We start from the raw sequence: 23,803 nt of genomic DNA, 5'->3' as shown, positions 1-23,803 counted from the left end.
GCTATGGGCAAAGTCTGGTTTACGTTCGGTTTATTTGCAGGGGGGTATAATACCGCCCGAATCGTCATAAAGGGTACGCTTAAATCCTTATACTGCGCGGCGACACCCTGTTTTTTTACTTACCGGAGGCTTCATGGATCCCGATCCCACACCTCTCCTGAACGGGAGAATGCGTTCTTTCCGGTAAGCCAGCTTTTGCTGTCTCACCGGCGTGAGGCAGCAACGTCTTAAACGTTCCTGCTTGAAAAATTGAGTGCCTCTCAGGTACGGCTTTGCCACGCCTGAAGGAATTGCTGCGTCCGCCCAGGCGGATGCGGAGGAATGACTATGTTTAAAAATATCACCCGGCAGCTGCAGGCCCTGCTGAGCCGCCACCTGCCACACCGTCTTGTTCAGCGCGACCCGCTGCCAAACGCCAAAAACATGGCGGGGGCGGCGATCCCCGCGTCCCTGACCGAACGCTGCCTGAACGTGGCGGCGATGGATGAAAACGAAGTCTGGCGCGCGTTCGGCGGACACCCGGAAGGGCTAAACGCGGCCGAAGTGGAAAAAATCCGCGCCGTGCACGGCGATAACCAGATCCCGGCGCAGAAGCCGTCTCCGTGGTGGGTGCACCTGTGGCTCTGCTACCGCAACCCGTTCAACCTGCTGCTGACCGTGCTCGGCCTCATCTCCTACGCGACGGAAGATCTGTTTGCCGCAGGCGTTATTGCCCTGATGGTGGGTATCTCCACGCTGCTGAACTTTATTCAGGAGGCCCGCTCCACCAAAGCGGCGGATGCCCTGAAGGCGATGGTCAGCAACACCGCGACCGTCTCGCGCGTGATTAACGATCTCGGCGAAAACGCCTGGGTGGAGCTGCCGATCGACCAGCTGGTGCCGGGCGATCTGGTGAAGCTGGCCGCGGGGGACATGATCCCGGCGGATTTACGCATCATCCAGGCGCGCGATCTGTTCGTCGCCCAGGCCTCCCTGACCGGGGAATCCCTGCCCGTAGAAAAGGTAGCGCGCAGCCGCGACCCGCAGCAGATGAATCCGCTTGAATGCGATACCCTGTGCTTTATGGGCACCACGGTGGTCAGCGGTACGGCGCAGGCGATTGTCACCGCCACCGGGGGCAACACCTGGTTTGGTCAGCTTGCCGGGCGCGTCAGCGAGCAGGAGAGCGAGCCAAACGCCTTTCAGAAAGGGATTGGCCGCGTCAGCATGCTGCTGATCCGCTTTATGATGGTGATGACGCCGATCGTGCTGCTGATCAACGGCTACACCAAAGGCGACTGGTGGGAAGCGGCCCTGTTCGCGCTCTCCGTGGCCGTTGGCCTGACGCCGGAAATGCTGCCGATGATCGTCACCTCCACGCTGGCGCGCGGGGCGGTGAAGCTCTCTAAACAGAAAGTGATCGTTAAACACCTCGACGCCATTCAAAACTTTGGCGCGATGGACATCCTCTGCACCGATAAAACCGGCACCCTGACGCAGGACAAAATCGTGCTGGAGAACCACACCGATATCTCCGGCAAAACCAGCGAGCGCGTCCTGCACAGCGCGTGGCTGAACAGCCATTACCAGACCGGGCTGAAAAACCTGCTCGACGTCGCGGTGCTGGAAGGGGTGGATGAGGAATCCGCCCGCACGCTCTCCGGGCGCTGGCAGAAGGTGGATGAGATCCCGTTCGACTTCGAGCGCCGCCGCATGTCGGTGGTGGTGAGCGAGCAGACGGACGTGCATCAGCTGATCTGCAAAGGGGCGCTGCAGGAGATCCTCAACGTGTCGACGCAGGTTCGCTATAACGGCGACATCGTGCCGCTGGACGACACCATGCTGCGCCGCATCAAGCGCGTCACCGACAACCTGAACCGTCAGGGGCTGCGCGTGGTGGCGGTCGCGAGCAAGTTCCTGCCCGCGCGCGAGGGTGACTATCAGCGTATCGACGAATCCGATCTGATCCTCGAGGGTTACATCGCCTTCCTCGATCCGCCGAAAGAGACCACCGCGCCGGCGCTGAAAGCGCTGAAGGCGAGCGGTATTACCGTCAAAATTCTCACCGGCGACAGCGAGCTGGTGGCGGCCAAAGTGTGCCATGAAGTGGGGCTGGACGCGGGCGACGTGGTGGTGGGAAGCGATATTGAGCACCTGTCCGACGACGAGCTGGCGAAGCTTGCCCAGCGTACCACGCTGTTTGCCCGCCTGACGCCGATGCACAAAGAGCGCATCGTCACCCTGCTTAAGCGCGAAGGGCACGTGGTGGGCTTTATGGGCGACGGCATCAACGACGCGCCCGCGCTGCGTGCGGCGGACATCGGTATCTCCGTCGATGGGGCGGTGGATATCGCCCGCGAAGCGGCGGATATCATCCTGCTGGAAAAGAGCCTGATGGTGCTGGAGGAGGGGGTGATCGAAGGGCGCCGCACCTTCGCCAATATGCTCAAGTACATCAAGATGACCGCCAGCTCCAACTTCGGTAACGTCTTCAGCGTGCTGGTGGCGAGCGCGTTTCTGCCGTTCCTGCCGATGCTGCCGCTGCACCTGCTGATCCAGAACCTGATGTACGACGTGTCGCAGGTGGCGATCCCGTTTGATAACGTGGACGACGAGCAGATCCAGAAGCCGCAGCACTGGAACCCGGCGGATCTGGGGCGCTTTATGCTGTTCTTTGGGCCGATCAGCTCCATCTTCGATATCCTGACCTTCTGCCTGATGTGGTTTGTGTTCCACGCCAACACCCCGGAACACCAGACGCTGTTCCAGTCCGGCTGGTTCGTGGTAGGTCTGCTGTCGCAGACGCTGATTGTGCACATGATCCGCACCCGCCGCATTCCGTTTATCCAGAGCCGCGCCGCGTGGCCGCTGATTGTAATGACGGGCATTGTGATGGCGCTCGGCATCGCGCTACCGTTCTCGCCGCTGGCAGGCTACCTGCAGCTGCAGGCGCTGCCGCTGAGCTACTTCCCGTGGCTGGTGGCAATCCTTGCGGGCTATATGGTGCTGACGCAGATGGTGAAAGGATTCTATGCGCGTCGGTATGGGTGGCAGTAATTTTTTACCCTCACCCTAACCCTCTCCCTGAAAGGGAGAGGGGACCGCTTGGTGCCGCCTTTCACCCTCGCCCCTTTGGGGAGAGGGCCGGGGTGAGGGGGCTGGCTTTCCTCCCAAATTCAACAACCTGTGATCTCCGTCGGCGCATTCGCTTGACGACAAATTGAGCGCATGTTAACAGAATGTTTTGCCTTTATTTGGCCCGTCAGATAAGGAACATTCATGTTACGGTACAGCCTCTTAACCGCCGGGCTGATGCTCGGCGCCTCTGCGTTTGCCGCCCCGGCAGGCGATCTCCCCCTGATGCCCTGGCCTGCGAAGGTCGAACGCCCTACGACCCAAGGCGCGCTGGTGCTCAGCAACAACGTATCCATTAGCGTCAGCGGGGACGATCTCGGTGACGCCGTCAACCGCCTGCGCCAGCGCATTGCCCTGCAAACCGGCTGGACGCTGCAGCCCCAGGCCGACAAGCCTGAAAAGCCGACCATCCGTATCGCGATTGCCAAAAAGGTAAAACCGCAGCCGCTGCCGGACAGCGATGAAAGCTATAGGCTCACGGTGGATGCTAACGGCGTCGATATCTCCGCCAACACCCGCTTCGGCGCGCTGCGCGCCATTGAAACCCTGCTCCAGCTGATGCAGAACGGGGCGGAAAACACCTCGCTGCCGTGGGTCACCATTGAAGATTCGCCGCGCTTCCCGTGGCGCGGGCTGCTGCTCGACTCGGCGCGTCACTTTATTCCGCTGCCGGATATCAAGCGCCAGATCGACGGCATGGCCGCGGCGAAGCTCAATGTCCTGCACTGGCACCTGACCGACGACCAGGGCTGGCGCTTCAGCTCGAAGCGCTACCCTAAGCTGACGCAGCTTGCCAGCGACGGGCTGTTCTACACGCCTGAACAGATGCGTGAAGTGGTGCGTTACGCCGCCGAACGCGGTATCCGCGTGGTGCCGGAGATCGACATGCCGGGCCACGCCTCGGCGATTGCCGTAGCCTATCCGGAGCTGATGAGCGCCCCGGGGCCGTACGCCATGGAGCGCCACTGGGGCGTGCTGAAGCCGGTATTAGATCCCACAAAAGAGGCAACCTACGCCTTTGCTGACGCGATGGTCAGCGAACTGGCGGCGATTTTCCCCGATCCGTATCTGCATATCGGCGGCGATGAGGTCGACGACAGCCAGTGGAAAGCGAACGCCGCGATCCAGAATTTCATGCGCGACAACAGGCTGGCGGACAGCCACGCGCTGCAGGCGTATTTCAACCGCAGGCTGGAAACAATCCTTGAGAAGCATCACCGGCAGATGGTCGGCTGGGATGAGATCTACCATCCCGACCTGCCGAAAAGCATTCTGATCCAGTCCTGGCAGGGGCAGGACGCGCTGGGGCAGGTGGCGCAGAACGGCTACAAGGGCATTCTCTCCACCGGTTTCTATCTCGACCAACCCCAGTCCACCGCCTATCACTACCGCAACGAAATTGTCCCGCAGGGGCTGAACGGCGTGGATGTGATTGCCGACACCGACAGCGTCCAGAGCTGGGCCTTCTCCATGCCGCGCCTGAAGGGCAAGCCGGTAGAGGGGAGTTTTACGCTGGTGAAAGGGGATTCAGGCTGGCGCGGGTTTATTGATTTTGCCGGGAAATCCCGCCGCGCGGTGCAGGATATTGAATGGCGTGACGACAGCCAGGTGACCTTCACCGTCGACACGTGGATGGGCGAGACGCGCCCGGTGGTTTCCGTCGATAACGACAAGCTCACCGGCTATTTCCTGGTGGGGAATACGCGTTACCCAATCAGCGGCACGCGTCTGGACGCGGTGCCGAAAGGCATTCCGCCGGTCGTGCCGGACGTGGCGAATCAGGCCAACCTGCTCGGCGGGGAAGCCGCTCTGTGGGCGGAAAACGTGGTGGCGCCGGTGCTGGATATCCGCCTGTGGCCGCGCACCTTCGCGGTGGCGGAGCGGCTGTGGTCCGCGCAGGACGTCAACGACGTCGACAACATGTACACCCGCCTGCAGGCGATGGACAGCTGGTCGACGGTGTCGGTCGGGCTGCAGCAGCATACCCAGCAGCAGGTGCAGTTCACGCGCCTCGCCGGTAATGCCGACACGCTGCCGCTGCAGATCCTCGCTCAGGCGGTAGAGCCCGCGCAGTATTACACCCGCCAGCACCTGAAGTTCCAGGCGGGAAATTATCATCAGTTCGAACCGCTCAACCGCTTCGCCGATGCGCTGAACGCCGAAAGCGCCACCGTGCGCCAGATGAACAAATGGGCGGACCGCCTGGTGAGCGATGCGGAAGATGCGGAAAGCGCCGACGCGCTGCGCCACGTCTTTAATCGCTGGCAGAGCAACATCAGCGACGCGCTGGCGCTAAGCGAAAACAGCTATCAGCTGAAGGCCATGAAGCCGGTGATCCAGGAGGTGGATAAGCTGGCCTCCATTGGCCTGAGGCTGACGGATCTGGTGGCGCGCCAGGGCACGCTGGATGATAAAGAGATAGCCTCGATTCAGAGCGAGCTGGATAACGCGGCGAAGGTTCAGGACGAAGTGGTGATTGCGGCGGTCTATCCGCTGGAGACGCTGCTCAGGGCGACGCGGAATCAGTAGCAAGCAACAAAAAAGGCAGCCTGGGCTGCCTTTTTTATCGCCAAAGCGAATTAGCGACGTACCGCAATCGCTTCGATTTCAATTTTCACATCTTTTGGCAGACGGGCCACTTCCACGCAGGAGCGCGCCGGGAAGGTGGCGTTGTGCTCGGTGAAGAACGCTTCGTAAGTGGCGTTAACGGTCGCGAAATCGTTCAGATCTTTCACGAAAACGGTGGTTTTCACGATATCGCCCACTTTCAGACCGGCAGATTCAACGATAGCCTGCACGTTTTCCAGCGACTGACGCGCCTGTGCCGCGACGTCTTCCGGCACCGCGCCGGTTTTTGGGTTCACCGGGATCTGACCGGAAGTGATGATCATGCTACCCAGATCAACGCCCTGAACGTAAGGGCCGATAGCCGCTGGTGCATTTTCCGTCGCGAGTACTTTGCTCATGTTTTCTCCAGAATTACAGCGTTAAGAATGTTCCCGGCCATTATAACAGCCGGGATTTCATTACCAACCTCAATTAGTTGGCCAGCACCACATAATGAGAAAACTCTTTTTCGCAGTATTTGCATTTGAGCGCGATGTCATCGGCGCGTTTTTTCACTGCAAAGCTGGAAGACACCGGCTCAGCATGACTGATGCAGTTGCTGTTCGGGCAGACCAGCACGCTTTCGATGCGATCCGGCAGGCTCGGACGGGATTTGCCGACCACTTCATACTCGTCGATGCGGTTGACGGTGGCGTCCGGCGCGTACAGCGACAGCTGGTTGACCTGCTCGTCGGTCAGGAAGGTGTTCTCGATTTTAATCAGGTCCTTGCGGCCCATCTCGCCCGACGGCAGGTTCAGGCCGATGGTGATGCGCTGGTCGGTTTCGGTCAGTTTGAACAGCGTCAGCAGCTTAAAGCCCACCTGCGCAGGGATGTGGTCAATCACGGTGCCGCGCTTGATGGCTTCAACCTGGAGTTTGTTATCGTGTGTCATGGTCGTTTCCCCTTACAGTGCCAATTCGCGATTCAGAACCAGTGCCAGTAACGCCTGGCGGGCGAAGATGCCGTTTCCGGCCTGCTGGAAGTACCAGGCGTGCGGCGTCTTATCCACGTCTGTGGTGATCTCATCGATGCGCGGCAGTGGGTGCAGCACCTTCATATTGTCGCGCGCGCCCTCGAGGTCGCTGGCGCGCAGCACGAACTGTGCCTTCACGTTGGCGTATTCGGACGGATCCAGACGCTCTTTCTGCACGCGGGTCATGTAGAGAATATCCACGTGGCTCATCACCTCTTCGATGCTGGCGTGCAGGCTCCACTGAATGCCTTTTTCGTCCAGCATGTCGAGAATGTACTGCGGCATCGCCAGCGCGTCAGGGGCGATGAAGAAGAAGCGGTTGCCGTTAAATTTCGCCAGCGCCTGGGTCAGGGAGTGGACGGTGCGGCCATATTTCAGGTCGCCGACCATGGCGATATTCAGGTTCTCGAGCTTGCCCTGCGTCTCCTGAATGGTGAACAGATCCAGCAGGGTCTGCGTTGGGTGCTGGTTGGCACCGTCACCGGCGTTCAGTACCGGAATGCCGCCGGAAAATTCGGTCGCCAGGCGCGCCGCGCCCTCCTGCGGGTGACGCATCACAATCGCGTCGACGTAGGTGCTGATCACTGAAATGGTGTCCGCCAGGGTCTCGCCTTTTTTACCCAGCGACGTGTTGCTGCTGTCCGAGAAGCCCACCACGCTCGCGCCCAGGCGGTGCATGGAGGTTTCAAAGGAGAGGCGGGTGCGGGTCGAGGCTTCGAAGAAGCAGCTCGCAATCACCTTGTGCTTCAGCAGCTCCGGTTGCGGATTGGCCTTCAGTTTTGCCGCGGTTTCCAGAACCAGTTCCAGCTCTTCGCGGCTGAGGTCGTTTATGGAAATGATGTGTTTTTGATAAAGCGGATTCATGTTTATCTCCTGACGCCGGGCAAAAAAAAGCCCCTCAAATGAGGGGCTCTGGGAATAGGTTTAGCAACGGGAAGAAAAACGGCAGGCCAGCGTCTGATTTCAGACGCGGTAAGACGTTATGTCGTACACGCTTGACCATGCTTCCTCCCGGCAAATTGTCGGGCATTATACGCAGCTCGCTTTTCGGATCAAGCGATTTAATGCACGCTTTACTCAATGCAAACGGTTCTTTATGAATATTAATGCGTTCTGAGTAAATAATTAATTTGCTTATGCACCAGTGCGGTGCGCTTCACGACCCGGGGAGCGACCCAGACGATACTGCTGCCGGCCACCACGCCTAAAATTTCCGGTAGCTGGTGATAATCCAGAATACGCGCCACCGCGCGGCCATATCCGGCGACGGTATGAACAAGGATAAACTCGCTATTGTGCTCGACGCTGACCACCATTTCGGACACGGTACGCGCGGCGTCGGGGGCAGGGCGCAGCTGGGGATTCAGCGAATAAATCTTTAGCCCTTTGGCATTTCGAATTTTTATGACGCCGAGCAATTTAAGCAAACGTGAAACGGTGGACTGGCTGATGGTCTCAAAACCACGCTCCTGCAAATCCCGGCGGATCTCCTCCTGAGAGAGATAGCTTTTTTCTGCGATCAGGCGCTGGCAGACCGTCAGCTGTAGTTGCTCTTTGGGAGAGTACTCTTCGTAATCCATCATAGTTCCCATATCAGTTCCTGAAATAACCGGTGGCACCGCACCGATCCGTAGGCCGGATAAGCGCAGCGCCATCCGGCAAATCACAACAAGGCACCCAGACTTAACGCCACCATAATCACCACCGTTAAAATGCCCAGCAGCGGCGCCACCCATTTCAGATAGCGCACGTAGGGCACGCGGGCGATGGCCAGCCCGCCCATCACGACGGCAGAAGTGGGCGTGACGAGGTTAACGATGCCGGAGGCCGACTGGTAAGCCGTCACCACCAGGTCGCGGTTGACGTTAGCGAAATCGGCAAGCGGCGCCATGATCGGCATCGTCAGAACGGCCAGGCCGGATGAAGAAGGCACAAGAAACGACAGCACGACCTCCAGCCAGTACATCACGTTGATAAACGCTACCGTGGACAACCCGCTGACCAGCCCTTCCGCGCTGTGCAAAATGGTGTGGGTAATCATGCCCTTATCCATGATGACTACGATACCGCGCGCGATGCCGATAATCAGCGCGACGCCCAGCAAATCTCGCGCGCCGTTGATAAACGTCGACGTCAGCTCCTCTTCGCTCATGCGGGCAATCAGGCCGACGATAATCGCGCTGGCGAGAAATACCGCTGAGATCTCCGCCATCCACCAGCCCAGCACCGCCACGCCGTAGATCATCACCGCAAAGGCGAGGGCGAAAATCACCAGGATGATTTTGCGCACCGGGGTGAATTCCAGCGACTGTTCGCCCTTGTCGCCGAGGAAGTGGGCGCGGTTCTCTTCCTGTTTGTCTGCGACGATCGACAGCGACGGATCCTGGCGCACCTTACGGGCGTAACGCATCACCCACGCCACGCAGATGACCCAGCCGATGACCAGCAGCGCCACGCGCAGGGCGATGCCGTTAGTGAAGGGGATCCCGGCGGCGTTGGCGGCGATCACCGTGGCAAACGGGTTAATGGTAGAGCCGAGCGTGCCGATCCCCGCCCCGAGCAGCACGGTGGACGCGGCGACAACCGGATCGAACCGGGCGGCCAGCATCACCGGTACCAGCAGGGTGTAGAACGGCAGCGACTCTTCGGCCATGCCGTAAATCGTGCCGCCTGCGGCAAACAGCGCCATCAGGATCGGGATCATCCACTCCTCGCGCCCGCGAAGCCGGGTGGTGACGCGTTCGATCCCGGCGTCAATCGCCCCGGTTTTGGTGACGATCCCGAGAAAACCGCCGATGATCAGGATAAACAGCGCGACGTCGATCGCCCCGGCCTGGCCGGAGACCGGATCGTACAGCCCGGCGATGGGCGCCATCAGGACGGAAATCAGCCCCTGCGGATGTGCCGCCACGTGCGCGTACGTTCCGGCAATCGGGACTTCTTTACCGAGGGTCTCGTTCATCGCCATCTGGTACTGACCGGCGGGGACGACCCAGCTCAGCGCCGCCACAACGGCAATCAGGAAAAAGAGAATGGTGTAAGCGGAGGGAAACTTAAACTTGCCCATGATGTTCTCCTTAAACCCGGCGCACCGCGCGGCGCGCCGGGCGGTGATTAGTCGCCGAGTGTCGCCACCATGACCGCTTTAATGGTGTGCATGCGGTTCTCTGCTTCGTCGAAGACGATGGAGTTCGGTGATTCGAAGACCTCTTCCGTCACCTCCAGCCCCTTCAGGCCGTAGGCCATCTCGATCTCGCGGCCCACTTTGGTGTGTTCGTTGTGGAACGCCGGCAGGCAGTGCATAAACTTGACGTTCGGGTTGCCGGTGGCTTTCATCACGTCCGCGTTGATTTGATACGGCTTCATCAGGCTGACGCGCTCGGCCCAGGCCTCCTTCGGCTCGCCCATGGAGACCCACACGTCGGTGTAGAGGAAATCGGTCCCCTGCACGCCTTCTTCCACGTCGTCGGTGAGGGTGATGCGCGCGCCTGTCTCTTTCGCGATGGCGCGGCACTGCTCAACCAGCCCGGCTTCCGGCCAGAAGGATTTCGGCGCGACGAGGCGGATATCCATCCCCATCTTGGCCGCGCCGACCATCAGCGAGTTACCCATGTTGTTGCGCGCGTCGCCCAGGTAGGCAAAGCTCAGCTCCGGCAGGGTTTTGCCCGGCGCGTGCTCCAGCATGGTCATCAGGTCGGCGAGGATCTGCGTTGGGTGGAACTCGTCGGTCAGGCCGTTCCACACCGGCACGCCCGCGTATTCGCCCAGCTCTTCGACGATGGCCTGGCCGTAGCCGCGGTATTCGATGCCGTCATACATGCGGCCCAGCACGCGGGCGGTGTCTTTCATCGACTCTTTATGGCCGATCTGCGAGCCGCTTGGGCCGAGATAGGTGACCTGCGCACCCTGGTCGAACGCGCCCACTTCAAAGGCGCAGCGGGTGCGGGTGGAGGTTTTTTCAAAAATCAGGGCGATGTTTTTCCCGACCAGGGTTTGCTTTTCACGTCCGGCTTTTTTGGCCGCTTTCAGCTCAATGGCGAGGTCGATCAGGTACTGGATCTCCGCCGGGGTGTAGTCCAGCAGTTTCAGGAAGTTGCGGTTTTTCAGGTTGATGGTCATGGGTAAATCCTTTTTTAAAATTAGTGTCTAAAACCTTACCCCTCACCCCAGCCCTCTCCCCAAAGGGGAGAGGGTGTTTCAAGTCCCCTCTCCCCTTTGGGGAGAGGGTTAGGGTGAGGGGAGAGTGTGCTCAATTACGAATCAACGTGCCTTTCTCGCCCGCCAGGATCTCCGCGCCGTCGGCCAGCGCGCCGATCCCGGCAATGCCGTTGCAGGCCTCAACAAACTCGCGGCAGGCGGCCACTTTCGGCCCCATCGATCCGGCGTCGAACTGCATGCCTCTGAGCAGCTCCGGCGTCACCTGCGCCAGCGGGCGCTGGGTCGGCTTGCCCCAGTCGAGGTACACCGCGTCGGCATCGGTCAGGATCAGCAGGGCGTCGGCCTCGATCTGGCGCGCCAGCAGGGCGGCGGAGAGGTCTTTGTCGATCACCGCCTCAATGCCGCGATAGCCGTTGGCGTTCTCCACTACCGGCACGCCGCCGCCGCCGTTGCAGATCACCAGGTGATCGCGCTGGATCAGCGCCGTGATGGCGTCGCTTTCGACGATGCGCTTCGGCTGCGGTGACGGCACCACGCGGCGGACGTAGCTTCCGTCGGCCTTAAACACCCAGCCTTTTTCCGCAGCGAGCGCTTTCGCCTGGGCTTCGCTGTACACCGGGCCGATGTATTTGGTGGGGTTGCTGAAGGCCGGGTCGGCGGCGTCCACTTCTACCTGCGTGAGCAGGACGCTCACCTCGCGCTGCGGCAGATTGTTTTTCAGCGCCTGCTGGAGCATGTAGCCGATCATTCCCTGGCTTTCGGCGCCGAGAACGTCCAGCGGGTAGGGCGTGACTTTGTCGTAGGCGCTGTTCTGCAGCGCCAGCAGCCCGACCTGCGGCCCGTTGCCGTGCACCAGCACCACGCGCCACTGTTCTGTTAATCCGGCGATGGTGCGCGCGGCCTGCTCGATGTTCTGGCGCTGGATTTCGGCTTCCAGCGGCTCGCCGCGCTTGAGCAGCGCGTTGCCGCCCAGGGCCACAACCAGAGTGGGTTTTCGTTCCATGATGGCTCCTTTAAATTCCGTCGCGTTCCAGCGGGCAGCTCATGCAGCGCGCGCCGCCGCGGCCGCGTCCGAGTTCGTCGCCCGGGATAGGCAGCACGGTGATGCCCGCTTTGTCGTACTTCTCGTTGGTCCAGACGTTGCGCTCGTAGCCGATCACCACGCCCGGGCGGATGGTCAGCACGTTGTTGGCGTCGTTCCACTGCTCGCGTTCGGCTTCAAAGGCGTCGCCGCCGGTGGTGATCAGGCGCACCTGGTTAATGCCGAGCGCTTTCTCGATGGCGTGCAGCAGGTCGGTTTCCTGGGTGCGCAGCAGGCCGCCGCGTCCGTCCGGGGTGAGCGTCCAGCACTGGGCGTCCTTGCGCACCACTTCCGGGTAGACGGAGAAGGTGTCCACGTCGATGTGGGTCATGACGGTGTCGAGGTGCATGCAGGAGCGGTGTTTTGGCAGCTCAACGGCGATCACGCGCTCGGCCTGGCGGTGTTTGAACAGGCTGTTGGCGAGGAACTCCACGCCCTGCGGCGTCGTGCGCTCGGACATGCCGATCAGTACCGCGCCGCGGCCAATCACCAGTACGTCGCCGCCTTCTAGCGTGGCGTGGTCGTAATTAATATTCTCGTCGCCGAAATACTTAATAAAATCGCCGTCGGCAAACGCCGGATGCCAGCGATATATTGCACGCAGGTTATTGGTTTCACGCTGACGGGCCGGTTTCGCCATTGGGTTAATAGAGACGCCGTTATAAATCCAGCACGAGGTATCACGGGTAAATAAATGGTTCGGCAACGGCTTCATAATAAAATCATTCGCCGTGTGGGTATCCACCACCATATTTTTAATGGCCGCCGGAATTTCGCCGTAGGTTAATCCGCCGCTTAATCTGCGCGCCAGTTCGCGGTGCGGCATATCCGCCAGCCAGCCGCGGACGTCGCCGGCAAAGGTTGGGCCGAGGCGGTAGTCGGAGATTTGGGTATCCAGAAGCCAGGCTTTCGCTTCTGCAATATCAAGGGTTTGTGTCAGAAGGTCGGTCAACAGCAGGACTTCCACACCCTGCTCGCGCAGCGTGTTGGCGAAGATGTCATGCTCCTCACCCGCCCGCTCAACCGAGAGCACGTCATCGAAAAGCAGCTCCTGACAGTTTGATGGCGTTAAACGTTTCAGACTTAAATTAGGACGATGCAGCATAACGCTACGCAATTGACCAATTTCAGAACCGACGTAATGCTTTTCCATAATTATTCCTTTAACTGTTTTTCAGAATAAAAAGGGCATGCGCCATGTGATGTGTTTAATTTCATGGCGGCTAAGCTCAATTGATTTCGTGATTCATACTAGGCAGTTAAATAATCCGTATTGTGATATTGCTCACGCGAAACCGGATATTAAGGGGTTTGTTTTCATTTGCATGATTCGCATCAGATAATGATTGATTTCATATTATTGAGGCGTGAATAGCTAAGCAGGATCCGCTGGCATTATTTGAGGTTGTTATTATTTTGTAGATTTTAATCTTTTGAAATATATCGTTATGTGGCTGATTTTAAATCATAATTATTATAATCAAGAATGGCTATGCAATTAACATAATTAACTATTTTTGACTTAAGGAAAATCAATAAATAATTATGGCTTTTTAGAGCGAATTATCAAAACAGTAAAGTGTGAGACGGCAACGAGTTTTGTTAATAAGAGAGCATAATCAAGAGGTTAGAACAGCCGTCCGATAAGCGTTGATCGAGGTTATGCATAACCCCTGCATAATTGCCTGGACAGGATTAACAGTGGGTTAACACCTTTCCCGATAAACATGCGCTCGCGCAAACCTCTTCGAAAAAGGGCTGGTATGGCAGTCTTAACTCTCGTATAAAAGATAAAAATGAAACGTTGTTTTACGTAGAGGAATTTCACATGATTATCGGCAACATCTACCATCTGCAGCCCTGGCTGCCTGACGAGTTGCGCAAGGCGATTGAGCACGTTAAAGCCCACGTCACCGACGCCACGCCGCTCGGGAAACACGACATCAACGGCAACGGCCTGTTTTATCTGGTCTCTGAAGACATGACCCAGCCGTTCGCCGATCGCCGCGCCGAGTACCACGCGCGCTATCTGGACATCCAGATAATTATGAAGGGCCAGGAAGGGATGACCTTCAGCACCCTGCCGCACGGCACGCCGGATACCGACTGGCTGGCGGACAAAGACATCGCGTTCCTGCCGGAAGGCGAGCAGGAGAAAACCGTGGTGCTGAGCGAAGGGGATTTTGTGGTGTTCTGGCCGGGCGAAGTGCACAAGCCGCTCTGCGCGGTGGGCGCGCCTGCGAAGGTGCGCAAGGTTGTGGTGAAGATGCTGATCGGCTAAACGGGTTTACTCCCTCTCCCTGTGGGAGAGGGCCGTATCGGTGCTTGATTTGCCCGGTGGCGCTGCGCTTACAGGGCCTACGATTATTGATATCGTTGCACAAAGCAGGCCGGGTAAGCGCAGCGCCACCCGGCAAGAAAGGCGCACTGAACCACTAGAGTGATAAGAACTTTGTTTGGCTCATTTAGAGATAGCCAGATTTCTTGAAAAATCCGCATTAGAAACTGACTGTACCTTCCATAAGTTGTTTTCTTTAACCATGCAGTCTATGACTACGTGCTCCTGCTTTTTGCCAAATGCAATGTATACGTTGACACAAACTGGATCGGTATCCCCGGCTATGGCTGTTACATTCTGGGGCCAGTCATCGCCAACGTATTGCGCTTTTAAAAACATATCGGCTTCGTAAAACTCTTCGTCGGCATAACGCGGATCCTGCGTATGACGGAGTTTTTTCATTGTTGATGCTGTGACATATTTATCTATTTCGTTTCCATCAGTAATGGGAAATGCATCTTTGTTGATTTGATTAACGTACCAGCTATTAAATTTTACAGCACGCTCAATCGGCTCAGAGTGGCCAGCCATTACAGAGAAAGAAAATATGAAGAGAAGCAGTAAGATATTTTTCATATCAGTAGTGCCTGTAAAGGGTGATTTTTGGCTGTATCTTACGATATGTCTGGCCGGGATAAAGGCTGTTCTGTTTAAAATCTGAATACCAGGTGCCCGATCCGTCGTAGATACATGCATGCCCATTCTGATGCGCACCTGGTAATGCGTCAATTACTGCGACATCACCCTCAATGGGTGTGCCGTACACCTTGCTGAATCCTGCCTTCTCAAGAGAGCGCCAGAAGTTTTTTGCATCAGCACCATCAATTTTCAAACCTCCGGCACGAATAGCTGCAGCGACGGCGCGAGCGCAGTAACCCGTACTGTTATGATGTGCGTGGCTGCGGGCATATGACACAGCTTCATGCTTATTCCATGACATAAAATAATCCTTATTTTATTAACGAAACGTAGTAATAAGGAAACATTACACCGGATATTTACAATGGTTTGTAATTGATAATGATCTAATATTAACCATCATCAATCTAATAAATAATGGTTAATAAAATTATAAATACATATTATGGTTGATGCTTATCTGAGGATGCGTCAGTAAAATGATTTTTTTGCTCGTAAACTGGAAATGATTATCTGCTGAAAAATAATTCAGCAGATAATCACCATCTCAAGGTAAGAGAGAGGCTCACTCCCCAAGCGTCGCCACCATCACCGCCTTAATCGTATGCATCCGGTTTTCCGCCTGGTCGAAAACGATGCTCGCCGCCGACTCAAACACCTCGTCCGTCACTTCCATCCCGCCATGCAGGTCGAACTCTTTCGCCATCTGCTTGCCGAGCGTGGTCTGGTCGTCATGGAACGCCGGCAGACAGTGCAGGAACTTCACGTTCGGGTTGCCGGTCAGCGCCATCATCTGCGCGTTCACCTGATACCCGCGCAGCAGCGCAATCCGCTCCGCCCACTTCTCTTTGGCTTCGCCCATCGACACCCAGACGTCGGTATAGATAAAGTCCGCACCCTTCACGCCCGCCGCCACGTCTTCCGTCAGGGTGATCTTCCCGCCGTGCTTCTCCGCCAGCGCGCTGCACTCCGCCACCAGGCTCTCTTCCGGCCAGCAGGCTTTCGGGGCCACCAGGCGCAGATCCAGCCCGGTCAGCGCTGCCGCTTCCAGCATCGAGTTGCCCATGTTGTTGCGCGCATCGCCCGCGTAGACCAGCGTCATCTCGTTAAACGCCTTGCCCGGCAGGTGCTCCTGCATGGTCAGCAGGTCCGCCAGCAGCTGGGTTGGATGGAACTCGTTGGTCAGCCCATTCCACACCGGCACGCCCGCATACTGCGCCAGCGTTTCGACCACTTCCTGGCCGTGGCCGCGATACTGAATGCCGTCATACATCCGCCCGAGAACCCGCGCGGTGTCCTTAATTGACTCTTTATGCCCAATCTGGCTGCCGCTCGGCCCTAAATAGGTGACGCGTGCGCCCTGGTCAAATGCGGCAACTTCGAAAGAGCAACGTGTACGGGTCGAGTCTTTTTCGAAGATGAGCGCGATGTTTTTACCGGTAAGCTTTTGTACTTCCTTGCCATTTTTTTTATCGGCTTTGAGCTGTGCGGCAAGGGTCAGCAGAGAAGTGAACTGTGCAGGGGTAAAGTCGAGCAATTTCAGAAAGTGTTTCTTGTATAAATCGGACATCTTATCCTCGCATGGCGAACGCCACTTATTGAATTAAAATTCACTTTATATGTGTAATTATTCATTTGCAACCCCGTTTCACAAATCTTTCTTACAAAGGTGGAGGCAAACCCGTCCGTGTGTGAAAATAGAAGTATCTGCCGCACTTTAAAGAGGATTGAGCCATGGCAAACCCGGAACACCTGGAAGAGCAACGCGAAGAGACGCGTCTGATTATTGAAGAACTGCTGGAAGACGGTAGCGATCCGGACGCGCTGTACACCATCGAGCACCATTTCTCTGCGGATGATTTCGACGCGCTGGAAAAACTGGCCGTGGAAGCCTTCAAGCTGGGTTACGAAGTGACCGAGCCGGAAGAGCTGGAAGTGGAAGAGGGCGATACCGTCATCTGCTGCGACATCCTGAGCGAAGGCGCGCTGAAGGCGGAGCTGATCGACGCGCAGGTAGAACAGCTGATGAACCTGGCCGAGAAGTTTGAAGTGGAATACGACGGCTGGGGAACCTACTTCGAAGATCCGAACGGTGAAGACGGCGAAGAAGGCGACGACGAAGATTACGTCGACGAAGACGACGACGGCGTGCGTCACTAAGCGTTTCAGGCGGTGGCGCTCGCCACCGCTTTTTCAAGGCAGAACCATGGATTACCCGCAGATACTCGCCCCCGTACTCAACTTCCTCCAGTGCCCGACCCCGCAAGCATGGATTGATAAAGCCCGCGACCCGGCGAACCTGCCGCTGCTGCTTACCGACCACATGGTGTGCGAGCTCAAGGCCGCCCAGACCGCGCTGCTGCTGGTGCGCAAATACGTCGTCGACGAAAGCGGTGCCGACGCGCTGCTCGACTGGCTCAAACCCTACGAACAGTTCACCTTCCGTGACGGCCCGGAGCCGGACTTCGTCGCCCTGCACAGGCAGATTGGCAAAAGCGTGATGCCCAAAACCGACGACCCGTGGGGCCAGGCGCTCATCGACAGCATGGTGCTGCTGATTAAAGAGGAGCTGCACCACTTCTGGCAGGTGCGCGAGGCGATGCTGGCCCGCGACATTCCGTACGTCAAAATTACCGCTAGCCGCTACGCCAAAGGGATGCTGAAGGAAGTGCGTACCCACGAACCGCTGACGCTGATCGACAAGCTCATCTGCGGCGCCTACATCGAAGCCCGTTCCTGCGAACGCTTCGCCGCGCTGGCCCCGTTCCTCGACGACGACCTGCAGAAGTTCTATCTCTCGCTGCTGCGCTCGGAAGCGCGCCATTATCAGGACTACCTGACGCTTGCCCGGCAGGTGAGCGAGGACGATATCTCACCGCGTATAAAGCTTTTTGGCGAAATTGAAGCCACACTTATCTCGACACCGGACAACGAGTTTCGCTTCCACAGCGGCGTGCCGGTGTAAACCGGCATAACGCAAGGATAAGGATGCGAGATGAAAAAAACGTGGATCAGTACGGTCATTGTTGTTGTCGCGGTCGCCGCCGTGGCGTTCTGGGTGTTCTTCGACAGGCCGCGCGCTCCGGAAAGGCAGATGGATTCCGCCCTTAACGCGATGCCCGCCTGGCAGGTGATTAAGGAGCAGGAGCCCGCGCTGCATCAGCGCATCCTCGACCAGATGGCCGCCCTGCAAAAAGCGGGCGAGCCGGAGCAGCAGATTATCGACACCATCCAGCCGCAGATCCTGCATCTGCAGATGTCGCGCCTGCAAAACGCCCCGGACGCCAACGTGGTGAACTATATGACCATCAACATGGAGCAGACCGCCGCCATCCAGAAGGTGAGCGACGACGCCTGCTTCCGCTTCCTCTACCCGACGGTGAAGGGCGGCGTGAACCCGATGCGCATGCTGGATAAAGACCTGATGGCGCGGCGCATGCAGGCCGACGCCGACATGATGCGCGCGGCCTACGGCAAAAACCGCCACACCGTGACCCAGGCCGAACGCGAGGCGGCCGTCGAGGACGTGCGGCCGATTATGAAGGCGCTTGCCGATAAGTACGGTGAGGACATCCAGCTGCTGCAGATGCCGGAGAAGGCTACGGGCAAAGAGAAGCTCTCCTGCGATATGGTGCAGGAGATGTGGGCGAAGGTGCTGGCGCTGCCGGAGCAGAAGGCGGCGGGGGTGATTCGTCTGGCGGTGTCTGAGCTGGAGTAAGGAAGGGCGCTGGTTTTTTGGGCACTTAGCGCGTGTTTAGCGCGTCGTCGCTTGCATGGCGGCGCGCGACAGGTATAATCCACAACGTTTCCGCATCCCCTTCAGTGCCGAAGTGGCGAAATCGGTAGACGCAGTTGATTCAAAATCAACCGTAGAAATACGTGCCGGTTCGAGTCCGGCCTTCGGCACCAAAAGATGTGAATTAAAGTCGCTTAAGGGCGGCTTTTTTTGTGTCTGAAATCCAGTATCCACAAGGCTTTCCTCGCTTTTTCACTCAACCTAAGTCAACTTGATTCAATTTAAATCAACTAACTGATGCGGGTACAACTGCGGGTATATCGCGGTTCGATAATGTTTATACCCACACAGAACCTTTGAAAGGATACTCATCATGTGACCTGCTCCCCGTTGATTAGTACACCCCGATGTTAGTAATGTCTTCATAAGCCACATGAGGACATCCCCATGAAGAAGCGTTTTTCCGACGAACAGATCATCAGTATTCTCCGCGAAGCCGAAGCTGGGGTACCCGCCCGTGAACTCTGCCGCAAGCATGCCATTTCCGATGCCACGTTTTACACCTGGCGTAAGAAGTATGGCGGTATGGAGGTGCCTGAAGTTAAGCGCCTGAAGTCGCTTGAGGAAGAGAACGCCAGACTCAAGAAGCTGCTTGCCGAAGCCATGCTGGATAAAGAGGCGCTTCAGGTGGCTCTTGGGCGAAAGTACTGACGACAGACCAGAAGCGGGAAGCCGTGATGTTGATGTGTGATGCGACCGGTCTGTCGCAACGTCGTGCCTGCAGGCTTACAGGTTTATCCCTGTCGACCTGCCGCTATGAGGCTCACCGTCCGGCTGCTGATGCGCATTTATCAGGGCGCATCACTGAGCTGGCACTGGAGCGCAGGCGTTTTGGCTACCGTCGTATTTGGCAGTTGCTGCGCCGTGAAGGGCTTCATGTTAATCATAAGCGCGTGTACCGGCTTTATCACCTCAGTGGCCTGGGCGTAAAACGCAGAAGACGTCGTAAAGGGCTGGCAACAGAACGTCTGCCGCTGCTCCGTCCGGCGGCGCCCAATCTGACCTGGTCGATGGATTTCGTCATGGACGCACTTTCCACCGGTCGCAGGATCAAGTGTCTTACCTGCGTCGATGATTTCACAAAGGAATGCCTGACGGTCACTGTTGCCTTTGGGATTTCAGGCGTTCAGGTCACGCGTATTCTGGACAGCATTGCACTGTTTCGAGGCTATCCGGCGACGATAAGAACTGACCAGGGGCCGGAGTTCACTTGCCGTGCACTGGATCAATGGGCCTTTGAGCATGGTGTTGAGTTGCGCTTAATCCAGCCGGGCAAGCCAACGCAGAACGGATTTATTGAGAGCTTTAACGGACGATTTCGCGATGAATGTTTGAATGAGCACTGGTTCAGCGATATCGTTCATGCCAGGAAAATTATTAATGACTGGCGGCAGGATTATAACGAATGCCGCCCGCACTCCACGCTGAATTATCAGACACCGTCTGAATTTGCAGCGGGCTGGAGAAAGGGTCATTCTGAGAATGAAGATTCCGACGTTACTAACTGAGTGTTGTATCTAATCGTGGGGGCAGGTCAGGATGGCGGCTTTGCCTTATCCTGCCTACTAAACTCGTGGGCTCCGCAAGCGCAGCACCATCGAGCTTTTCTGCGCGCACAAAGCAAAAAACCCCGCACCTTACGGTACGGGGTTCTTCTAATTGATGCCTGGCAGTTCCCTACTCTCACATGGGGAGACCCCACACTACCATCGGCGCTACGGCGTTTCACTTCTGAGTTCGGCATGGGGTCAGGTGGGACCACCGCGCTAAAGCCGCCAGGCAAATTCTGTTTAATCTGTATCAGGCTGAAAATCGTGTCTGTCTCTTCGCCGAAACAGCTTCGGCGTTGTAAGGTTAAGCCTCACGGTTCATTAGTATCGGTTAGCTCAACGCATCGCTGCGCTTACACACCCGACCTATCAACGTCGTAGTCTTCAACGTTCCTTCAGGACCCTTAAAGGGTCAGGGAGAACTCATCTCGGGGCAAGTTTCGTGCTTAGATGCTTTCAGCACTTATCTTTTCCGCATTTAGCTACCGGGCAGTGCCATTGGCATGACAACCCGAACACCAGTGATGCGTCCACTCCGGTCCTCTCGTACTAGGAGCAGCCCCCCTCAATTCTCCAGCGCCCACGGCAGATAGGGACCGAACTGTCTCACGACGTTCTAAACCCAGCTCGCGTACCACTTTAAATGGCGAACAGCCATACCCTTGGGACCTACTTCAGCCCCAGGATGTGATGAGCCGACATCGAGGTGCCAAACACCGCCGTCGATATGAACTCTTGGGCGGTATCAGCCTGTTATCCCCGGAGTACCTTTTATCCGTTGAGCGATGGCCCTTCCATTCAGAACCACCGGATCACTATGACCTGCTTTCGCACCTGCTCGAGCCGTCACTCTCGCAGTCAAGCTAGCTTATGCCATTGCACTAACCTCCTGATGTCCGACCAGGATTAGCTAACCTTCGTGCTCCTCCGTTACTCTTTGGGAGGAGACCGCCCCAGTCAAACTACCCACCAGACACTGTCCGCAACCCGGATCACGGGTCTACGTTAGAACACCAGCCATTAAAGGGTGGTATTTCAAGGTTGGCTCCACGCAGACTGGCGTCCACGCTTCAAAGCCTCCCACCTATCCTACACATCAAGGACCAGTGTTCAGTGTCAAGCTATAGTAAAGGTTCACGGGGTCTTTCCGTCTTGCCGCGGGTACACTGCATCTTCACAGCGAGTTCAATTTCACTGAGTCTCGGGTGGAGACAGCCTGGCCATCATTACGCCATTCGTGCAGGTCGGAACTTACCCGACAAGGAATTTCGCTACCTTAGGACCGTTATAGTTACGGCCGCCGTTTACCGGGGCTTCGATCAAGAGCTTCGCGTTGCCGCTAACCCCATCAATTAACCTTCCGGCACCGGGCAGGCGTCACACCGTATACGTCCACTTTCGTGTTTGCACAGTGCTGTGTTTTTAATAAACAGTTGCAGCCAGCTGGTATCTTCGACTGATTTCAGCTCCACCCGCAGGGGCTTCACCTACATATCAGCGTGCCTTCTCCCGAAGTTACGGCACCATTTTGCCTAGTTCCTTCACCCGAGTTCTCTCAAGCGCCTTGGTATTCTCTACCTGACCACCTGTGTCGGTTTGGGGTACGATTTCGTGTTACCTGATGCTTAGAGGCTTTTCCTGGAAGCAGGGCATTTGTTACTTCAGCACCGTAGTGCCTCGTCATCACACCTCAGCGTTAAAAGGTACCGGATTTACCTGGAACCTCCGCCTACATGCTTAAACCGGGACAACCGTCGCCCGGCTAACATAGCCTTCTCCGTCCCCCCTTCGCAGTAACACCAAGTACAGGAATATTAACCTGTTTCCCATCGACTACGCCTTTCGGCCTCGCCTTAGGGGTCGACTCACCCTGCCCCGATTAACGTTGGACAGGAACCCTTGGTCTTCCGGCGAGCGGGCTTTTCACCCGCTTTATCGTTACTTATGTCAGCATTCGCACTTCTGATACCTCCAGCATGCCTCACAGCACACCTTCAACGGCTTACAGAACGCTCCCCTACCCAACAACGCCTAAGCGTCGCTGCCGCAGCTTCGGTGCATGGTTTAGCCCCGTTACATCTTCCGCGCAGGCCGACTCGACCAGTGAGCTATTACGCTTTCTTTAAATGATGGCTGCTTCTAAGCCAACATCCTGGCTGTCTGTGCCTTCCCACATCGTTTCCCACTTAACCATGACTTTGGGACCTTAGCTGGCGGTCTGGGTTGTTTCCCTCTTCACGACGGACGTTAGCACCCGCCGTGTGTCTCCCGTGATAACATTCTTCGGTATTCGTAGTTTGCATCGGGTTGGTAAGCCGGGATGGCCCCCTAGCCGAAACAGTGCTCTACCCCCGAAGATGAGTTCACGAGGCGCTACCTAAATAGCTTTCGGGGAGAACCAGCTATCTCCCGGTTTGATTGGCCTTTCACCCCCAGCCACAAGTCATCCGCTAATTTTTCAACATTAGTCGGTTCGGTCCTCCAGTTAGTGTTACCCAACCTTCAACCTGCCCATGGCTAGATCACCGGGTTTCGGGTCTATACCCTGCAACTTAACGCCCAGTTAAGACTCGGTTTCCCTTCGGCTCCCCTATACGGTTAACCTTGCTACAGAATATAAGTCGCTGACCCATTATACAAAAGGTACGCAGTCACACCACAAGGGTGCTCCCACTGCTTGTACGTACACGGTTTCAGGTTCTTTTTCACTCCCCTCGCCGGGGTTCTTTTCGCCTTTCCCTCACGGTACTGGTTCACTATCGGTCAGTCAGGAGTATTTAGCCTTGGAGGATGGTCCCCCCATATTCAGACAGGATACCACGTGTCCCGCCCTACTCTTCGAGTTCACAACCTGTGTGCTTTCGTGTACGGGACTGTCACCCTGTACCGTGCGACTTTCCAGACGCTTCCACTAACACACAAGCTGATTCAGACTCTGGGCTGCTCCCCGTTCGCTCGCCGCTACTGGGGGAATCTCGGTTGATTTCTTTTCCTCGGGGTACTTAGATGTTTCAGTTCCCCCGGTTCGCCTCGTTAACCTATGTATTCAGTTAACGATAGTGCAACGAATTGCACTGGGTTTCCCCATTCGGACATCGCCGGGTCAAAGGTTCATATCACCTCGCCGGCGCTTTTCGCAGATTAGCACGTCCTTCATCGCCTCTGACTGCCAGGGCATCCACCGTGTACGCTTAGTCGCTTAACCTCACAACCCGAAGATGTTTCACTTCATGATTGCGAAAATTTGAGAGACTCGAACACACCATTAAAGATGTGTCGTTTCAATTTTCAGCTTGATCCAGATTTTTAAAGAGCAAATATCTCAAACGTCACCCGAAGATGAGTTTTGAGATACTGAGGCAGGTGACTTTCACTCACGAACCAGCAAGTGGCGTCCCCTAGGGGATTCGAACCCCTGTTACCGCCGTGAAAGGGCGGTGTCCTGGGCCTCTAGACGAAGGGGACGTGTAAGTCTCAATCGCAAGACGCCTTGCTATTTACTTTTCATCAGACAATCTGTGTGGACACTACAAAGGCAGGTTCTT

20 protein-coding genes, 2 tRNA genes, 2 rRNA genes and 1 pseudogene are annotated in these 23,803 nt (G+C 56.8%); 9 read left to right on the top strand and 16 right to left on the bottom strand.

The window, feature by feature from the left end; translation table 11 throughout:
- Nucleotides 1–327: 327 nt before the first annotated feature.
- Entirely contained in the window at nucleotides 328–3,036 is a 2,709-nt protein-coding gene (gene mgtA, locus LBF07_RS13335; RefSeq protein WP_047174645.1) for a magnesium-translocating P-type ATPase, read from the top strand.
- A gap of 222 nt (nucleotides 3,037–3,258) precedes the next feature.
- A complete protein-coding gene (locus LBF07_RS13330; RefSeq protein WP_094935151.1) occupies nucleotides 3,259–5,643 on the top strand; it encodes a beta-N-acetylhexosaminidase in 2,385 nt (794 codons plus the stop codon).
- 50 nt (nucleotides 5,644–5,693) lie between these two features.
- Here LBF07_RS13330 and ridA read toward each other — a convergent pair whose 3' ends face one another.
- The 4 genes from ridA to LBF07_RS13310 form a co-directional block, all read right to left on the bottom strand.
- On the bottom strand, nucleotides 5,694–6,080 hold the full coding sequence (gene ridA, locus LBF07_RS13325; RefSeq protein ID WP_008501391.1) for a 2-iminobutanoate/2-iminopropanoate deaminase: 387 nt from the start codon (nucleotides 6,078–6,080) through the stop codon (nucleotides 5,694–5,696).
- A 73-nt stretch (nucleotides 6,081–6,153) separates the two neighbouring features.
- Nucleotides 6,154–6,615: an aspartate carbamoyltransferase regulatory subunit gene (pyrI, locus tag LBF07_RS13320; RefSeq protein WP_023310197.1), complete on the bottom strand. Its 462-nt coding sequence runs from the start codon at nucleotides 6,613–6,615 to the stop codon at nucleotides 6,154–6,156.
- 12 nt (nucleotides 6,616–6,627) lie between these two features.
- The gene (gene pyrB, locus LBF07_RS13315) at nucleotides 6,628–7,560 is read right to left on the bottom strand and encodes an aspartate carbamoyltransferase (protein ID WP_023310198.1); all 933 of its coding nucleotides are present in this window, start codon (nucleotides 7,558–7,560) and stop codon (nucleotides 6,628–6,630) included.
- Nucleotides 7,561–7,594: 34 nt separating this feature from the next.
- Nucleotides 7,595–7,699, bottom strand: a complete 105-nt coding sequence (locus tag LBF07_RS13310) for a pyrBI operon leader peptide (protein WP_022646880.1) — start codon at nucleotides 7,697–7,699, stop codon at nucleotides 7,595–7,597.
- Here LBF07_RS13310 and LBF07_RS13305 point away from each other — a divergent pair.
- Nucleotides 7,679–7,796, top strand: a pseudogene (locus LBF07_RS13305) (hypothetical protein). The gene LBF07_RS13310 and the pseudogene LBF07_RS13305 sit on opposite strands and share 21 nt — an antisense overlap.
- A 3-nt stretch (nucleotides 7,797–7,799) precedes the next feature.
- On the opposite strand, the gene LBF07_RS13300 reads toward LBF07_RS13305, so the two are convergent.
- The 5 genes from LBF07_RS13300 to arcA all read right to left on the bottom strand — a co-directional run bounded on the left by LBF07_RS13300 (nucleotide 7,800) and on the right by arcA (nucleotide 13,088).
- Complete coding sequence (locus LBF07_RS13300) at nucleotides 7,800–8,279, bottom strand: arginine repressor (protein ID WP_029739272.1); 480 nt, start codon at nucleotides 8,277–8,279, stop codon at nucleotides 7,800–7,802.
- Between the two features lie 80 nt (nucleotides 8,280–8,359).
- Nucleotides 8,360–9,763, bottom strand: coding sequence for a YfcC family protein (locus tag LBF07_RS13295; protein WP_094935152.1), 1,404 nt, complete (start codon nucleotides 9,761–9,763; stop codon nucleotides 8,360–8,362).
- A gap of 47 nt (nucleotides 9,764–9,810) precedes the next feature.
- Nucleotides 9,811–10,815 carry an ornithine carbamoyltransferase gene (gene argF, locus LBF07_RS13290; RefSeq protein ID WP_032647051.1) on the bottom strand — a complete coding sequence of 335 codons (1,005 nt, stop codon included), beginning with the start codon at nucleotides 10,813–10,815 and terminating at the stop codon, nucleotides 9,811–9,813.
- Between the two features lie 130 nt (nucleotides 10,816–10,945).
- Nucleotides 10,946–11,857 (bottom strand): carbamate kinase, encoded by a 912-nt coding sequence (arcC, locus tag LBF07_RS13285; RefSeq protein ID WP_033144506.1) that lies wholly within the window; start codon nucleotides 11,855–11,857, stop codon nucleotides 10,946–10,948.
- 10 nt (nucleotides 11,858–11,867) lie between these two features.
- Nucleotides 11,868–13,088: an arginine deiminase gene (gene arcA, locus LBF07_RS13280; RefSeq protein WP_029739276.1), complete on the bottom strand. Its 1,221-nt coding sequence runs from the start codon at nucleotides 13,086–13,088 to the stop codon at nucleotides 11,868–11,870.
- 675 nt (nucleotides 13,089–13,763) lie between these two features.
- Here arcA and LBF07_RS13275 point away from each other — a divergent pair.
- Nucleotides 13,764–14,216, top strand: coding sequence for a YhcH/YjgK/YiaL family protein (locus LBF07_RS13275; RefSeq protein WP_094935153.1), 453 nt, complete (start codon nucleotides 13,764–13,766; stop codon nucleotides 14,214–14,216).
- 180 nt (nucleotides 14,217–14,396) lie between these two features.
- On the opposite strand, the gene LBF07_RS13270 is transcribed toward LBF07_RS13275, so the two are convergent.
- The 4 genes from LBF07_RS13270 to LBF07_RS13255 all read right to left on the bottom strand — a co-directional run bounded on the left by LBF07_RS13270 (nucleotide 14,397) and on the right by LBF07_RS13255 (nucleotide 16,547).
- Nucleotides 14,397–14,849, bottom strand: a complete 453-nt coding sequence (locus LBF07_RS13270) for a DUF3828 domain-containing protein (RefSeq protein ID WP_094935154.1) — start codon at nucleotides 14,847–14,849, stop codon at nucleotides 14,397–14,399.
- A gap of 1 nt (nucleotide 14,850) precedes the next feature.
- Nucleotides 14,851–15,213 (bottom strand): hypothetical protein, encoded by a 363-nt coding sequence (locus tag LBF07_RS13265; protein ID WP_033144509.1) that lies wholly within the window; start codon nucleotides 15,211–15,213, stop codon nucleotides 14,851–14,853.
- Between the two features lie 264 nt (nucleotides 15,214–15,477).
- On the bottom strand, nucleotides 15,478–16,482 hold the full coding sequence (argF, locus tag LBF07_RS13260) for an ornithine carbamoyltransferase (protein ID WP_023299201.1): 1,005 nt from the start codon (nucleotides 16,480–16,482) through the stop codon (nucleotides 15,478–15,480).
- The gene (locus LBF07_RS13255) at nucleotides 16,452–16,547 is read right to left on the bottom strand and encodes a hypothetical protein (RefSeq protein WP_213705005.1); all 96 of its coding nucleotides are present in this window, start codon (nucleotides 16,545–16,547) and stop codon (nucleotides 16,452–16,454) included. Before LBF07_RS13255 ends, argF (LBF07_RS13260) begins: the two co-directional genes overlap by 31 nt.
- A gap of 99 nt (nucleotides 16,548–16,646) precedes the next feature.
- On the opposite strand from LBF07_RS13255, the gene rraB reads away from it, so the two are divergent.
- The 5 genes from rraB to LBF07_RS13230 all read left to right on the top strand — a co-directional run bounded on the left by rraB (nucleotide 16,647) and on the right by LBF07_RS13230 (nucleotide 20,216).
- Complete coding sequence (gene rraB, locus LBF07_RS13250) at nucleotides 16,647–17,072, top strand: ribonuclease E inhibitor RraB (protein WP_029739283.1); 426 nt, start codon at nucleotides 16,647–16,649, stop codon at nucleotides 17,070–17,072.
- A gap of 46 nt (nucleotides 17,073–17,118) precedes the next feature.
- Nucleotides 17,119–17,877 carry a tRNA isopentenyl-2-thiomethyl-A-37 hydroxylase MiaE gene (miaE, locus tag LBF07_RS13245; RefSeq protein WP_094935155.1) on the top strand — a complete coding sequence of 253 codons (759 nt, stop codon included), beginning with the start codon at nucleotides 17,119–17,121 and terminating at the stop codon, nucleotides 17,875–17,877.
- A gap of 30 nt (nucleotides 17,878–17,907) precedes the next feature.
- Nucleotides 17,908–18,630 (top strand): topoisomerase II, encoded by a 723-nt coding sequence (locus tag LBF07_RS13240; RefSeq protein ID WP_094935156.1) that lies wholly within the window; start codon nucleotides 17,908–17,910, stop codon nucleotides 18,628–18,630.
- Nucleotides 18,631–18,736: 106 nt separating this feature from the next.
- Nucleotides 18,737–18,821 (top strand) — tRNA-Leu (locus LBF07_RS13235).
- A 274-nt stretch (nucleotides 18,822–19,095) separates the two neighbouring features.
- A protein-coding gene (locus LBF07_RS13230) for an IS3-like element ISSen4 family transposase (protein WP_087451024.1) occupies nucleotides 19,096–20,216 on the top strand; the annotation gives its coding sequence in 2 pieces (ribosomal slippage) (nucleotides 19,096–19,354 and nucleotides 19,354–20,216; 1,122 coding nt in all).
- Nucleotides 20,217–20,372: 156 nt separating this feature from the next.
- On the opposite strand, the gene rrf is transcribed toward LBF07_RS13230, so the two are convergent.
- The 3 genes from rrf to LBF07_RS13215 all read right to left on the bottom strand — a co-directional run bounded on the left by rrf (nucleotide 20,373) and on the right by LBF07_RS13215 (nucleotide 23,723).
- A 5S ribosomal RNA gene (rrf, locus tag LBF07_RS13225) occupies nucleotides 20,373–20,488 on the bottom strand.
- Nucleotides 20,489–20,558: 70 nt separating this feature from the next.
- Nucleotides 20,559–23,463: ribosomal RNA gene (locus tag LBF07_RS13220) — 23S ribosomal RNA — on the bottom strand.
- Between the two features lie 184 nt (nucleotides 23,464–23,647).
- Nucleotides 23,648–23,723, bottom strand: a tRNA-Glu gene (locus tag LBF07_RS13215).
- Between the last annotated feature and the right edge of the window lie 80 nt (nucleotides 23,724–23,803).

It is taken from the genome of Enterobacter cloacae complex sp. ECL352, assembly GCF_020149545.1.
In the GTDB taxonomy this organism is placed as follows: Bacteria; Pseudomonadota; Gammaproteobacteria; order Enterobacterales; family Enterobacteriaceae; genus Enterobacter; species Enterobacter asburiae_B.
The sequence above is the reverse complement of the archived record's forward strand: the minus strand, read 5'-3'. Positions and strand labels throughout refer to the sequence as shown.

Coding starts and splice junctions, on each gene's coding strand:
- mgtA (WP_047174645.1), top strand. CDS start 328: ATGTTTAAAAATATCACCCGGCAGCTGCAGGCCCTGCTGAGCCGCCAC.
- LBF07_RS13330 (WP_094935151.1), top strand. CDS start 3,259: ATGTTACGGTACAGCCTCTTAACCGCCGGGCTGATGCTCGGCGCCTCT.
- ridA (WP_008501391.1), bottom strand. CDS start 6,080: ATGAGCAAAGTACTCGCGACGGAAAATGCACCAGCGGCTATCGGCCCT.
- pyrI (WP_023310197.1), bottom strand. CDS start 6,615: ATGACACACGATAACAAACTCCAGGTTGAAGCCATCAAGCGCGGCACC.
- pyrB (WP_023310198.1), bottom strand. CDS start 7,560: ATGAATCCGCTTTATCAAAAACACATCATTTCCATAAACGACCTCAGC.
- LBF07_RS13310 (WP_022646880.1), bottom strand. CDS start 7,699: ATGGTCAAGCGTGTACGACATAACGTCTTACCGCGTCTGAAATCAGAC.
- LBF07_RS13300 (WP_029739272.1), bottom strand. CDS start 8,279: ATGATGGATTACGAAGAGTACTCTCCCAAAGAGCAACTACAGCTGACG.
- LBF07_RS13295 (WP_094935152.1), bottom strand. CDS start 9,763: ATGGGCAAGTTTAAGTTTCCCTCCGCTTACACCATTCTCTTTTTCCTG.
- argF (WP_032647051.1), bottom strand. CDS start 10,815: ATGACCATCAACCTGAAAAACCGCAACTTCCTGAAACTGCTGGACTAC.
- arcC (WP_033144506.1), bottom strand. CDS start 11,857: ATGGAACGAAAACCCACTCTGGTTGTGGCCCTGGGCGGCAACGCGCTG.
- arcA (WP_029739276.1), bottom strand. CDS start 13,088: ATGGAAAAGCATTACGTCGGTTCTGAAATTGGTCAATTGCGTAGCGTT.
- LBF07_RS13275 (WP_094935153.1), top strand. CDS start 13,764: ATGATTATCGGCAACATCTACCATCTGCAGCCCTGGCTGCCTGACGAG.
- LBF07_RS13270 (WP_094935154.1), bottom strand. CDS start 14,849: ATGAAAAATATCTTACTGCTTCTCTTCATATTTTCTTTCTCTGTAATG.
- LBF07_RS13265 (WP_033144509.1), bottom strand. CDS start 15,213: ATGTCATGGAATAAGCATGAAGCTGTGTCATATGCCCGCAGCCACGCA.
- argF (WP_023299201.1), bottom strand. CDS start 16,482: ATGTCCGATTTATACAAGAAACACTTTCTGAAATTGCTCGACTTTACC.
- LBF07_RS13255 (WP_213705005.1), bottom strand. CDS start 16,547: ATGAATAATTACACATATAAAGTGAATTTTAATTCAATAAGTGGCGTT.
- rraB (WP_029739283.1), top strand. CDS start 16,647: ATGGCAAACCCGGAACACCTGGAAGAGCAACGCGAAGAGACGCGTCTG.
- miaE (WP_094935155.1), top strand. CDS start 17,119: ATGGATTACCCGCAGATACTCGCCCCCGTACTCAACTTCCTCCAGTGC.
- LBF07_RS13240 (WP_094935156.1), top strand. CDS start 17,908: ATGAAAAAAACGTGGATCAGTACGGTCATTGTTGTTGTCGCGGTCGCC.